Here is a 12,331-nt window from a genome sequence, read left to right as displayed (position 1 = left end):
TTCGCGCCTTGCACGAAACAAATCAGGCTCATGCGGAGCGGTGGCCGAGTGGTCGAAGGCGCTCGCCTGGAAAGTGAGTATGGGCCAAAAGCTCATCGAGGGTTCGAATCCCTCCCGCTCCGCCATGACATTATCCATAATAAACAATATTTTCCCGGATCAGGCCTGATCTGCGGGGGCCTGTTTCACCAGCCAGTCTGCAAAGAGGCGTGCGCGTGTGGAGGCGTGGCTGTGGACGCGCAGGTGAAATGGCTGGGGGGCTGGAATGTGGTTGTCGAACAGTGGCACCAGCTTACCATCCTGCAGCAGGTTATGGACCAACCGTTCCCAGCCCAGCACCGCACCTACGCCATCCTGCGCGGCCTGAAGTGCGATCATGTAATTGTTTACGTTGAACCGTCTTCCGCGTGGGGATGGCAGGCCAAGGCCGGCAAACCAGTCATCCCAGGTCGTCCAGCCGGCTGCCTCCTCGCCTGAGTGGATCAGGGGCGCTTCCAGCAGATCGCGAAGGCGGGCTATGCCATGTTCTGCGGCAAAGCCCGGTGCGCCCAGAGCCAGAATGCGGTCTGGAAAAAGCTTTCGATCATCGGCCGTTTCGCTGCGCCGGTCGGCGTAGAAGATGCTGAGGTCCGTCCGTCCGACACCTGCGGGCACGTCGCTGACAATTTGCGAAACAGTAATGTCGGGCTGGGTGCGCCAGAACGCGGTAATACGTGGTGTCAGCCACAAGGCGCTGACGGCTGTGGTTGTGGATATGGTGACGTCGGCGGTGTCGGGGCGGGCGCGAGCGTGCGTTACGGCTTCCGAAATCGTCTCCAGCCCGCGCTGCAATGATGCGACAAGCGTTTTGCCGTCCTGAGTCAATTCCACGCCGCGATGTTGCCGCCTGAACAGGGTGCTGCCGAGGTCCGTCTCCAAGGCCTTGATCTGATGGCTTACAGCAGCGGCGGTCACGTTCAATTCCTGCGCGGCCAGTTTGAAGCTGCCGTGGCGGGCCGCAGCCTCGAACGCCAGCAGTGCCGTCATGGAGGATAGGTCGTAAGGGCGTTGCATGGCTTAAATGACCTGTCTGGGCGGTTTTGCATTAGATCAAGTAAGTCATCTTGAATTTTGGTGCTGTTGTCAAAGGCAGGGAAAAGGGATCATGAATAATGCCAGCTTGCTCTTCAGCACGTGAGGCCTGCCATGTCCGCTTCGATCCCTGCGCTTCCTGACCTGCTTGCCCGCCGCCGTTCGGGATATAGCCTTGAGCAACCGTTCTACACCTCGCAGGAAATCTACGAGGCGGACCTTGAGAACATTTACTACCGCGACTGGCTCTATGCGTTTCCGGCCTGTCAGCTTACCAGAACCGGCAGCTATGTGACGATGAAGGTGGGCGCCTATAGCGTTATTATCGTGCGTGGCCGTGATGGTGAAATTCGTGCATTTCACAATGCCTGCCGTCATCGCGGATCGCTGGTGTGCAAGTCGCGCGAAGGGCAGGTGGCCAAGTTGGTCTGCCCGTATCACCAGTGGACTTATGAACTGGACGGCAAGCTGATCTGGGCCAACGATATGGGTGCGGATTTTGACGCGACCCGTTGGGGGCTGAAGCCCGTTCACCTGCGCGATGTCGAGGGCCTGCTCTATATTTCACTGGCGGAAAATCCTGATGATTTTGCGCCTTTCGCCCGCGATGCAGCGCCTTATCTGGCGGTTCATGACCTGCGCGATGCGAAGGTTGCCTATACCACGACCACAGTTGAAAAGGGCAACTGGAAGCTGGTGTGGGAGAACAACCGCGAGTGCTATCACTGCGCCTCGAACCATCCTGCGCTGTCGCAGTCCTTTTCGTCGGATCCGGAAGTGGCGGGGGCCAGTGCCGATGGTTCGATTTCGCCCAAGTTGCAGGGGCACTTTGACCGCTGTGCAGCAGCCGGCGCTCCGTCACAGTGGCTGATGTCGGCTGATGGGCAATACCGTCTTGCGCGTATGCCGTTGGAGGGCAAATTCCTCAGCTATACCAAGGACGGGGTGCCCGCCGCAGCCCGCAAGCCGTTGGGCCGCGTTGCCTTGGCTGACGCCGGCTCGCTATTGAAATTCCATTATCCATCAACGTGGAACCACTTCCTGCCGGATCACTCGATCACGTTCCGTGTCATGCCGTTGAGCGCTACCGAGACTGAGTTGACCACCACCTGGCTGGTACACAAGGATGCTGTGGAAGGCGTTGACTATGATCTGAAACACCTGACCGAGGTGTGGATCGAAACGAACGATGAAGATCGTGTGATTGTTGAAGCGACGCAGGAGGGCATTGCTTCGCCAGCCTATTCGCCCGGCCCCTATTCTCCTGTGCAGGAGAGCGGGGTTACCCAGTTCGTTGACTGGTACGCCAATTCACTCGACCATCTCGTCGCCCCTTTGCGGGTGGCGGCGGAGTGAGCCAGTTCAAGGATATCAAGTTCTGGCAAGATTCGGAGCCTCTGGAGTGCGTTACGCGCACGCCGGAGGCTCCGAATGTGGTGACGTTCAGCTTTCGCAGTCCATCGGGCGCGCTGTTCAATCACGACCCTGGCCAGTTCGTCACGCTGGAACTGCCGGTTCCGGGCGGCCCGCTCTATCGCACCTACACGATCTCATCCTCGCCCTCACGCCCCACCGCACTGACGGTTACGGTCAAGGCGCAGGACGGTTCGCTGGGCACGCGCTGGATGCTGGACCATCTGCACAAGGGCATGAAGATCAGGGCGGTGGGGCCTGCGGGCAGGTTCTCGATCATCAACCATCCGGCGCGGAAGTACCTGTTCATCTCTGCCGGTTCAGGCATCACGCCAATGGTTGCGATGACGACGTGGCTTTACGATTCAGGACAGGAACCTGACATCGTTTTCGTCAACGCGGCGAAGCGCCCATCCGAAATCATCCTGCGTCAGCGCATGGAACTGATGGCGTCGCGGATTGTTGGCATCGATCTGAAGTGGGTGGTCGAAGAAGCTGATCCATTCAGTCCGTGGACGGGTTATCGTGGGATGCTCAATCAGGTCATGCTAGGCCTGATGGCGCCCGATTATCTTGATCGTGAGGTGTTCTGTTGCGGGCCTGAACCGTTCATGCGGGCAGTGCGAGAAGCGCTGGAAGCACTCGGCTTTGACATGGCGCATTACCATCAGGAAAGCTTTTCGGCCGAACCTGCTGAGGCGGAAATCGTGCCTGCCGACAACTTTCCCGTGGCCGATCTGGAGGCGGAGGTGGTTTTCGCTGATTCCGGGGTTTCAACCCGGTGTGCGCAGACCGACACGCTGGTCAGCGCAGCTAAGGCGGCGGGGGTGCCTCTGGCGGTCGGGTGTTCGATGGGGCTGTGCGGCACCTGCAAGGTGCGCAAGCTGGAAGGCGACGTGCACATGGTTCACAACGGCGGGATTACAGACGAGGACGTGGCCGAAGGTTATGTGCTGGCGTGCTGCTCCAAGCCGCTGGGCCGGGTGGTAATCGAGGCCTGAGGCGCGCGCGCGGGGCCATCCGGCATTCGCGCGCGCTGGCGCATCGGGGATACGCCAAAAGCTGTGCGATAAACGCGCCCGAAATGGCCGACATTCTGGAATCCGCAGGCCAGTGCGATCTCGGTAATGCTGGCTTCGGTTTGCAGCAGCAGATGGCGCGCGCGCTCCAGCCGCATGTCCATGAAATACTTCTTGGGCGACGTGTTGAGATAGCGTTCGAACAGGCGTTCGAGCTGGCGCGGTGATATGCCAAGTCCATCGGCCAGTTCCGTGCGTGAAAAGGTTTCGTGCAGGTGACTGCGCATCGCGTCGATTGCGCGGACAAGGTGCGGGTTGCGTATGCCATTGCGCGATTGCACCGATACCCGCTGGGCAAAGCTGCTTGATCGCACGGCGTTGTAGACCATCTGATCGGCCACCGCGACGGCAAGGTCATAGCCGTGGTCCTGTTCGATCAGGTGCAGCATCAGGTCTGCTGCCGCAGTCCCGCCCGAAGCGGTGACGAACCTTTCATGCGCCACAAATACGCTGGGAAGAAGGCCGACGTCGGGAAACTCTTCGGCAAATCCATCGTGGAACTGCCAGTGAATGGCTGCCTGCAATCCGTCGAGAAAACCTGCCCTTGCCAGCACATAAGCGCCAGAGCAGATCGCGCCGATCAGCGTTCCTTCGCTGCGCTTGCGCCGCAGGGCGGCAATCAGCACGGTGTGATCAATCCGGCGAACATCCGTGCCCGAGACGACCACAAGGCGATCGCACGGAGGCAGCGCATCAAATCGATGGTGGACCTGCGTGACCGATCCGTTCGAAGCCGTGGCCCATTGTCCATCGCGCGCGGCGAAAGACCAGCGATAGTGGTCTTGCCCGCTGACGAGGTTGGCGATGCGCAGCGGTTCGACCGCGCAGGAAAACGCGATGTGGGTGAAATCATCAACCAGCGCGAACAGGAAATGCTGCGGGCGTTCCATAAGCAAGGCCTCTTGCCGTGAGCGCTGTGGCAACGCTTCCATCGGCAGATCAAATGTAGACAATATGTATTTTTAAGTCTAGGTCCATATTCGGAAGTCGACGAAAGGCAAAACCGATGGGCGATATGCCAACCAATGTCGGCAGCAGCCGAGAGCGCAAGAGCAGTTGCATCGACGATTTGCGCCGCGGCATCCTGACGCAGGCCATCGCGCCGGGGCAGTATCTTGATGAGAGCGAGATGGCCGAAGCCTATGGCATTTCGCGTCCGCCCTTGCGCGAAATCCTGCGCGAACTGGCAGGCGAAGGCTATGTCGTGCTGCACCCCAATCGCGGGGCGCAAGTGGCACCGATGTCGCAATCGGCCATGCGGAATTTCTTCATGGTTGCACCCATGATCTATGCTGCCACCTCACGCCTTGCGGCTGAGAATGCGACCCCGGCCCAGATCGAGCGGCTGAAGGAGTGCCAGCGTGATTTTCGTAAGGCGGTCGCCGACGGCGACGCTGCCGAACGAACCTTGTGCAACGAGCGCTTCCATTGGTTGATCGGCGAGATGGCAGGCAACGAATACCTCATGCCAAGCCTTCGCCGGTTGCTGATCGACCACACGCGCATCGGCATGACCTTTTACAGTTCGGGCAAATCGGAATTTGTGCGCGAGCAGGAAGAAGCTGCCGATCACCACGACCAGTTTATCGCACTGATCGAGGCTGGCGACGCGCAAGGCGCTGCCGACATGGCCGTATCGCATTGGGAGCTTTCGCGCGCCCAGATCGAAAAATTCGTCACGCCTGCCAGCATTGAAATCGCCTTGGGCGACGCGCCAGCAGGGCTTTGAAAAGAGGAACTTCATGAAGTTCGAGGGCATCTATACGCCCGTCATCACGCCACACCGTGAAGACGGCAGCATTGATCGCGACGCCTTTGCCGCGATGATCGAATATCTGATCGGATCCGGCGTGCACGGGCTGATCAACGGCGGCTCGACTGGGGAATACTACGCCCAGTCAATGGAGGAGCGCGTCGAACTCGCCGCGTTCGCCAAGGACGTGATCGGGGACCGCGTGCCGTTGATTGTTGGCACCGTGGCTATCCGGCTGGAAGATTCGATCATCATGGCCGAAGCCGCGGCCAAGATGGGTGCCGCCGCTATTCTCGTTGGTTCGCCACCCTATTCGGTGCCGACTGAAAGCGAAAATGCGCTGAACGCGCTTGCCATTGACCGCGCGGCGGATCTGCCGATCATGCTGTATAACTACCCCGGTCGCATGGGCATTTCGATGGGCGAGGAATTCCTCGACCGCGTGGGCCGCAGCCGCAACTTCTGCGCGATCAAGGAAAGTTCGGGCGATATCAACCGCGTTCACCTGCTGGCGCGCGATTACCCGCACATCCAGATGTCGTGTGGCATGGACGATCAGGCGCTGGAATTCTTCGCCTGGGGCGGTCGCAGTTGGGTTTGTGGTGGCTCGAACTTCCTGCCGAAGGAGCATATCGCGCTGTGGAAGGCCTGCGTGGTCGAAGGTAACTTCACCAAGGGCCGCCGCATCATGTCGGCAATGATGCCGCTGATGCGCGTGCTCGAACAGGGCGGCAAGTTCATCCAGTGCATCAAGCACGGATGCGAGCTGGACGGCCATTATGCCGGTCCGCCGCGCGCGCCGCTAAAGGGGCTGAACAAGGATGACAAGCGCCAGCTCGAACAGGTGGTCCGCGTGCTGAAGCGCACCGTGGCCGAAATCGAAGCGGAGTAAGCGACGATGACCGATCTTCTGACGACCGAGGAATACAAGGCCATCGCCAAGGGCCTGACGTTGCCGAACGGCGCGTTCATCGATGGCACCTTCCGTCCGGCGATTTCGGGCAAGACATTCGACACCACCAATCCCGCGACGGGCGACGTGCTGGCCAACATTGCCGCGTGCGATGCGCAGGACGTGGATTTCGCGGTTGAACGGGCGCGGGATGCGTTTGAAGATGGCCGGTGGTCGCGCATCCATCCCGGTGAGCGCAAGGAGGTGCTGCTGCGCCTTGCCAAACTGATCGAGCGTAATGCGCACGAACTGGCTGTGATGGAGAGCCTTGATTCCGGCAAGACTATCTACGACTGCCAGACCGTTGACGTTCCCGAAACTGTTCACTGCATCAAATGGCACGCAGAACTGATCGACAAGATCTACGATCAGGTTTCACCCGCGTCGGACAATCACATCGCGATGGTGGTGCGAGAGCCGGTAGGCGTGGTAGGCCTTGTCCTGCCGTGGAATTTTCCGCTGCTCATGCTGGCGTGGAAGATCGGCCCCGCGCTGGCTGCCGGGTGTTCGGTAATCGTCAAGCCTGCGCTGGAAACCACGCTGACTGCGTTGCGCGTGGCCGAACTGGCCGTGGAAGCGGGCTTGCCTGCAGGCGTGCTGAACGTCCTTCCCGGCAGTGGCTCTGCTGTGGGTGAACCGATCGGTCGCCACATGGACATTGATGCGGTGTCGTTCACCGGCTCCACGGCCACGGGCCGTCGTTTCCTCGGTTACGCTGCGGAATCGAACATGAAGGAAGTCACGCTCGAAATGGGCGGCAAGAATCCGGCGGTGGTGCTGGACGATGCCGAAAACCTTGATCGCGTGGCTGCGCACATCGTCAACGGCGCGTTCTGGAACATGGGCGAGAACTGTTCGGCTTCTTCGCGCCTGATCGTACAAAAGGGCGTCAAGGACGCGCTGATGGAACGCGTGGTTGCCCATGCCCGCGAATGGCCGATGGGCGATCCGCTCGATCCGGTGAACCGCGTCGGTGCGCTTGTTTCCAAGGCACACTTCGACAAGGTCTGCTCGTTCTTTGAAAAGGGCCAGAAGGTGCTTCTGGGCGGCAAGGCCAAGGATGGCTTTGTTGAACCGACCATCCTCGATTTCGCGGATCGCAATGCACGCCCCGTGCGCGAGGAAATCTTCGGCCCGGTGCTGTCGGTGCTGACGGTGGAAACGTTCGATGAAGCCATCGCGCTGGCGAACGATACCGAATATGGCTTGGCGGCGTCGATCTATACCGCCAACGTCAAGAAGGCCCTGCGCGGCGCTCGCGCAATCCGTGCCGGGACCGTCACGGTGAACAGCTTTGGGGAAGGGGATATTTCCACCCCGTTCGGCGGCTTCAAGCAGTCGGGCTTTGGCGGTCGTGACAATGGCATCCACGCGCACGACCAGTACACCCAGCTCAAGACCATCTGGGTGGACCTGTCGGACGATGCGGACGAGAGCGTGGCGTGACGCGCTACACTGCCCGCCATTTGCCGGCGCTGCCCGGAACGGCAGGGTGGAACGCGATCATCGGTGATTACTCGTCGGCGGATACGCCGCTGACGGGTGATACCACTGCGGACTTCGTGGTGATCGGTGCCGGTTTCGCGGGCCTTTCGGCTGCGCGCCGGCTGCAGCAGCTTCAGCCCGACGCACGGGTCGTGGTGCTTGATGCCTGCCGTCTGGCTGAATCCTCGGCAGGTCGCAATTCAGGCTTTATGATCGACCTGCCGCATGATCTGATTTCCGAAGATTATGCGGGCGCGGGCGATGACATGGCCATGACCCGCCTCAACCGTGGCGCTATCGCTTTTGCGGGCGCGGCGGTGGAGGAATATGGCATTGCCCGCAACTTCTTCGATCCTGCGGGCAAGGTGAACGGCGCGGCCAGCGAAGCCGCGCACGCGCAGAACGAAAGCTATGCACAGCACCTCGCGCATCTGGGCGAAGGCTATGAAATGCTCGATGCCGCCGCCATGCAGGCGCTCACTGGCTCGCGCCACTACCTGTCAGGCCTCTACACCCCCGGCACGGTTATGCTGCAACCCGCAGGCTATATTCGCGGGCTGGGTGCAGGCCTTATCCGCCAAGGCGTGCAGATTTGCGAAAACTCGCCCGTTGTCGGTTTCGAACGGCAGGGCAGCGATTGGCGCGTGCGTACTGTGCAAGGCAGCGTCACCACCCCACGCGTGATTCTTACCGTCAACGGCCATCTGGAAAGCTTTGGTGTGGCCAAGGGGCGGCTGATGCAGCTGTTCCTCTTTGCGGTGATGACGCCTGAACTTGGGGCCGACGAGCTTGCACGTCTTGGTGGCCAACCGCGCTGGGGCGTCACTCCGTCTGATCCGATGGGGACCACCGTGCGCCGCATCGATACCGGGCAGGGCGGCAACCGTATCATCACGCGCACCGTTTCGGCGCTGCGCCCCGGCCTTAACCCCGCGAAGGATTTGCCGCGCGCGCAACGCGTGATGCAGCAAAAGTTTGAGGACCGCTTTCCTCAACTGGCTGGCATGACAATGCAGTACGGTTGGGCGGGGCACTTGTGTTTGACGCTGAACGGTGTGGCCGTGGCGCGGCAAGTGGATGATGGTGTCTATTCGGGCTGCGTCCAGAACGGTCTTGGTACCGCTCGGGGCACGCTGACTGGCATCTGCGCGGCGGAACTCGCCTGCGGCGTGCAAAGCGACATTACGCGCCACTTCGCCGTCGAAGCGTCGCCGCGCCGCCTGCCGCCGCAGCCGTTTCGCGAAATTGGCGCCAATGCGGTGATCCGCTACAAGGAATGGAAAGCCCGCAACGACTGAGTTGTCTTGAATGGGGGGCGCGGGGACCGGGCCATCGGGTCGCACTGATGTCCTTGCCAGAAAAGCCGCTTCCGGTGATTTGCCGGAAGCGGCTTTTGCATTTCAGGGCAGGGGTAATTGCACCGTGCGCCCACCGTCGATGGTATAAGTCTGCCCGGTGATGAAGCCGTTGTCCTCCGAACACAGGAAGGCGACCAGCCCTGCAACATCATCCGGCATACCGGTCCGGCGGACGGGATGGATCTTGCTGATCTTCTGCCGGAAGGCGACCGGATCAGGCATCGACGCGATATAGATTTCCGACAGTTCGCTGTCGATCCAGCCCGGCGCCACGGCGTTGCAGCGGATGCCGTCTTCACCATGATCGACCGCCACCGCGCGCGTCAGGCCGTGCAGGCCTGCCTTGGTTGCGCTGTATGAGGCGTGCTGCGGGTTGCAGCCAATACCTTCGATCGAGCCGATGTTGACGATGGAGCCTTGCGTTTCGCGCAGATGTGGCAGCGCCGCCTTGATCAGCAGGAACGGCGCAGTCAGGTTCACCGCAAGGTTGAACTGCCAGTCATCGAGGCTCATGTCCTCCACGCGCGCTTCACGCATCATCCCGGCGTTGTTGACGAGCGCATCCAACCGCCGGGCACGTTTCACCACTTCGGCGATAATGCGGGCCGGGCTGGCGGGGTCGGACAGGTCCGCCTCGATCCCCTCGAACTCAGCATCGTTGCCACGCTGCGCGGTAAACACGCGCGCCCCTTCATTGTGAAATCGGCGCGCGATACCCTGGCCGATGCCTTGGCTGCCGCCGGTAACCAGCACGACCTTGCCGTCAAAACGCTTCACGACACGGGCTTCCCGCCGTTCACCTCGATGCAGGCGCCCACCACATAGCGCGCCGCGTCAGAGGCCAGAAAGGCGACGACATCTGCGATGTCTTCAGGTTCGGCAATGCGGCCGATGGGAACGGTCTTGTTCAGGTCTGCAATGGCCGTGTCGGGATCGAAACCGCGCTTGGCAAAGCCGGTGCGCAGCATCGGCGTATTCACTTCGTTGGGGCATACGGCATTGATGCGGATGCCCTGGTGCGCGTGGTCCATGCCCATGCATTGGGTCAGCGAGGCGAGCGCGGCCTTGGTCATGCAATAGACCGCGTGGTTTGGCCCCGGGCGTAGCCCCCAGCAGGACGCGATGTTGACGATGGCGCCGCCGCCGCTGCCTGCCATAAGCGGAATTGCTGCGCGGCAGATGCGGAATGGCGCTTCGACGTTGACGCCCAGCGAAAGCGCCCAATCGGCGTCTGTCGTTTCGGTAACAGGGCCGCGGGTGATCACGCCTGCGTTGTTCACCACGATGTCGAGGCGGCCCAGCGTATTGTGCACAGCGGCGGGCAGGCCATCGGTAAACGCAGGGTCTAGCAAGTCTCCGGGGAGGCGAGCGTCAGCCTTGATCCCTGCTACGTCCCGGTCGCTCACCGCGACAATGGCACCCTGCGCGCGCAGTCGCTGCACGATGGCGGCTCCAATACCGCCCGCGGCACCTGTCACGAGCGCTACTTTGCCTGAAAATTTATTCATTGCATGACATCCCTTCTGCAATTGGGGCGCTGACCAAAGGGCATGTGTGCAGTGGCCGAGTCGGTCATGAGCATCCTTCTGATTGCCCAACCTGACGCGCGAAGCGGCGGCGCGCAGGGCAAAAAACGACATCACTTCACCTGAAAGCGACCTGAAAACTCCTCTTTGGCTTTCATGCCACCCTTTTGGTGCGATTCAGTTGACGTTTGCTTGCCAATGATTTTACATTTCAAACGCAGCGTTCGAAATGTGAACGCATAGGGCGGGTCAGATACTATCGGTAGGGAAGCTGCGGGACACACGCGCACCACCGATGGGAAAGCCTTGCTGCCATTTCGGGAGAGGACCACCGTGCATCATTCAGTACCGACCGGGATAGATTTGAGCGGCACGCCGCAGCAGATCGCCGCCCAGCGTCACAAGTTCATCATCAAGCTGGCCTTCCTGATTTCGGGCGGCATGTTCATCGACGGTTTCGTGCTGGGCGGTATGGGCACTGTCATGCCGGCGATCACCAAGGACTTGTCGCTCACGCTGTTCGAACAGGGATTGATCGGCGCGTCAGCTTTGATCGGCATCTTTCTGGGTGGCCCGCTTGGCGGCTATCTGGCGGACAAAGTTGGCCGCAAGCCGATGTTCACCATCGACCTTGCCACTTTCCTTGTCGGTTCGGTGCTGCAATTCGTTGTTACCGATGCCTGGCAACTGTTCACAGTCCGCGTGATCATGGGGATGGCGATCGGGGCTGACTATGCGATTGGCTGGCCGCTACTGGCCGAATTTGCGCCGGCGCGGGTGCGCGGCAAGCTGCTGTCGGTGCAGGAAGTGGGTTGGTACATCGGTTTCCTGCTTGCCTATACCATCGGATGGGCATTCACGATCTATGACATTGCGGGCTGGAATGTGATCCTTGGCCTCAGCACGGTGCCCACGATCATTGTGCTTCTGATGCGCCTTGGCACACCGGAATCGCCGCGCTGGCTTATCAGTGTGGGTCGCCGGGATGAGGCGTTGGCGCTGGCCGCGCAGTACATGGAGGAGGATGAGCAGGCCGACCTTCGCCATCAAGGGGAAAACAAGGCTGGCGGTTTCGCGCCGCTGTTTTCGGCACAGCATCTGCGCTCGACCTTGTTCGTCTCGATTTTCTGGGTCTGCTGTGTCACGCCCTATTTTGCCATCGGCACTTTTGCGCCTGTCGTGCTGGAGCATCTGGGCCTTCAGGATGGCCTGACCGGCGGCCTTGCGCTTAATTTTCTGGCGCTGCTGGGCGTGTTTTTCACGACGGCTACCGTAGAGCGGCTTGGCCGCCGCAAGCTGGCTATTGCGGCGTTGGTCATTTCCACAATTTCGCTGGCTGTGGTTGCTGCGACGCCAACCACAGCCGTGATCGTAATCGTAGCTGGGGTTCTGATCTTTGCTTTCGCGAACGCTATTGGCAACTGTCTGACCGGCGTCTATCCCGCTGAAGTGTTCCCAACCGAAGTGCGTGGGACGGGTGTCGGTTTCGCCACCGCGATATCACGCATCGGTGCGGCGGCAGGGACATTCTTTCTGCCCACCGCAATGGAGAAGTTGGGTATTTCCGGTACGATGTATGTTGCAGCAGGCATCTCGCTGTTCGGTGCTGTTGTGACGGTTATGCTGGCACCGGAAACGGCGGGGCGGCTGTTGGGCCAGACCGCCAAGGGTGCCGAAAATTGAGGCGAGCGAGC

The 12,331-nt window shown here is 60.7% G+C and carries 11 protein-coding genes and 1 tRNA gene; 8 read left to right on the top strand and 4 right to left on the bottom strand.

Translation table 11 applies throughout. The features are described from left to right. Positions 1–34 precede the first annotated feature (34 nt). Positions 35–125 (top strand) — tRNA-Ser (locus ACOVQ0_RS17800). A 34-nt stretch (positions 126–159) separates the two neighbouring features. On the opposite strand, the gene ACOVQ0_RS17795 is transcribed toward ACOVQ0_RS17800, so the two are convergent. Further along, on the bottom strand, positions 160–1,026 hold the full coding sequence (locus tag ACOVQ0_RS17795; RefSeq protein ID WP_421887567.1) for a LysR substrate-binding domain-containing protein: 867 nt from the start codon (positions 1,024–1,026) through the stop codon (positions 160–162). A 159-nt stretch (positions 1,027–1,185) separates the two neighbouring features. Between ACOVQ0_RS17795 and ACOVQ0_RS17790 the strand changes: the two genes are divergently transcribed. Together ACOVQ0_RS17790 and ACOVQ0_RS17785 are read left to right on the top strand one after the other, a co-directional pair. Then, positions 1,186–2,427, top strand: coding sequence for an aromatic ring-hydroxylating oxygenase subunit alpha (locus ACOVQ0_RS17790; RefSeq protein WP_421887564.1), 1,242 nt, complete (start codon positions 1,186–1,188; stop codon positions 2,425–2,427). Further along, on the top strand, positions 2,424–3,485 hold the full coding sequence (locus ACOVQ0_RS17785; protein ID WP_421887561.1) for a 2Fe-2S iron-sulfur cluster-binding protein: 1,062 nt from the start codon (positions 2,424–2,426) through the stop codon (positions 3,483–3,485). Before ACOVQ0_RS17790 ends, ACOVQ0_RS17785 begins: the two co-directional genes overlap by 4 nt. Here ACOVQ0_RS17785 and ACOVQ0_RS17780 read toward each other — a convergent pair. Then, positions 3,431–4,453 (bottom strand): GlxA family transcriptional regulator, encoded by a 1,023-nt coding sequence (locus ACOVQ0_RS17780; RefSeq protein WP_421887558.1) that lies wholly within the window; start codon positions 4,451–4,453, stop codon positions 3,431–3,433. The genes ACOVQ0_RS17785 and ACOVQ0_RS17780 overlap by 55 nt on opposite strands. A 116-nt stretch (positions 4,454–4,569) precedes the next feature. Between ACOVQ0_RS17780 and ACOVQ0_RS17775 the strand changes: the two genes are divergently transcribed. Genes ACOVQ0_RS17775 through ACOVQ0_RS17760 form a run of 4 tightly spaced genes read left to right on the top strand, consistent with a single transcriptional unit; the run spans position 4,570 to position 9,051 of the window. Further along, positions 4,570–5,292: a GntR family transcriptional regulator gene (locus ACOVQ0_RS17775; RefSeq protein ID WP_421887554.1), complete on the top strand. Its 723-nt coding sequence runs from the start codon at positions 4,570–4,572 to the stop codon at positions 5,290–5,292. A 13-nt stretch (positions 5,293–5,305) separates the two neighbouring features. Next, complete coding sequence (locus ACOVQ0_RS17770; protein WP_421887551.1) at positions 5,306–6,208, top strand: dihydrodipicolinate synthase family protein; 903 nt, start codon at positions 5,306–5,308, stop codon at positions 6,206–6,208. 6 nt (positions 6,209–6,214) lie between these two features. Beyond that, positions 6,215–7,714: an aldehyde dehydrogenase gene (locus ACOVQ0_RS17765; protein WP_421887548.1), complete on the top strand. Its 1,500-nt coding sequence runs from the start codon at positions 6,215–6,217 to the stop codon at positions 7,712–7,714. Next, entirely contained in the window at positions 7,711–9,051 is a 1,341-nt protein-coding gene (locus tag ACOVQ0_RS17760) for an NAD(P)/FAD-dependent oxidoreductase (RefSeq protein WP_421887545.1), read from the top strand. The genes ACOVQ0_RS17765 and ACOVQ0_RS17760 overlap by 4 nt, the downstream gene beginning before the upstream one ends. Positions 9,052–9,153: 102 nt before the next feature. Here the strand turns inward: ACOVQ0_RS17760 and ACOVQ0_RS17755 are convergent, their stop codons facing one another. Both ACOVQ0_RS17755 and ACOVQ0_RS17750 read right to left on the bottom strand, forming a co-directional pair. Continuing rightward, positions 9,154–9,888, bottom strand: coding sequence for an SDR family NAD(P)-dependent oxidoreductase (locus tag ACOVQ0_RS17755; RefSeq protein WP_421887542.1), 735 nt, complete (start codon positions 9,886–9,888; stop codon positions 9,154–9,156). Continuing rightward, positions 9,885–10,619 (bottom strand): SDR family NAD(P)-dependent oxidoreductase, encoded by a 735-nt coding sequence (locus tag ACOVQ0_RS17750; RefSeq protein ID WP_421887539.1) that lies wholly within the window; start codon positions 10,617–10,619, stop codon positions 9,885–9,887. The genes ACOVQ0_RS17755 and ACOVQ0_RS17750 overlap by 4 nt, the downstream gene beginning before the upstream one ends. 351 nt (positions 10,620–10,970) lie before the next feature. Between ACOVQ0_RS17750 and ACOVQ0_RS17745 the strand changes: the two genes are divergently transcribed. Beyond that, a complete protein-coding gene (locus ACOVQ0_RS17745) occupies positions 10,971–12,320 on the top strand; it encodes an MFS transporter (protein ID WP_421887536.1) in 1,350 nt (449 codons plus the stop codon). Positions 12,321–12,331: the final 11 nt, after the last annotated feature.

The organism is Novosphingobium sp., assembly GCF_049240505.1.
GTDB lineage: Bacteria > Pseudomonadota > Alphaproteobacteria > Sphingomonadales > Sphingomonadaceae > Novosphingobium.
The sequence above is the reverse complement of the archived record's forward strand: the minus strand, read 5'-3'. Positions and strand labels throughout refer to the sequence as shown.

Coding starts and splice junctions, on each gene's coding strand:
- ACOVQ0_RS17790 (WP_421887564.1), top strand. CDS start 1,186: ATGTCCGCTTCGATCCCTGCGCTTCCTGACCTGCTTGCCCGCCGCCGT.
- ACOVQ0_RS17770 (WP_421887551.1), top strand. CDS start 5,306: ATGAAGTTCGAGGGCATCTATACGCCCGTCATCACGCCACACCGTGAA.
- ACOVQ0_RS17765 (WP_421887548.1), top strand. CDS start 6,215: ATGACCGATCTTCTGACGACCGAGGAATACAAGGCCATCGCCAAGGGC.
- ACOVQ0_RS17795 (WP_421887567.1), bottom strand. CDS start 1,026: ATGACGGCACTGCTGGCGTTCGAGGCTGCGGCCCGCCACGGCAGCTTC.
- ACOVQ0_RS17750 (WP_421887539.1), bottom strand. CDS start 10,619: ATGAATAAATTTTCAGGCAAAGTAGCGCTCGTGACAGGTGCCGCGGGC.
- ACOVQ0_RS17780 (WP_421887558.1), bottom strand. CDS start 4,453: ATGGAACGCCCGCAGCATTTCCTGTTCGCGCTGGTTGATGATTTCACC.
- ACOVQ0_RS17775 (WP_421887554.1), top strand. CDS start 4,570: ATGGGCGATATGCCAACCAATGTCGGCAGCAGCCGAGAGCGCAAGAGC.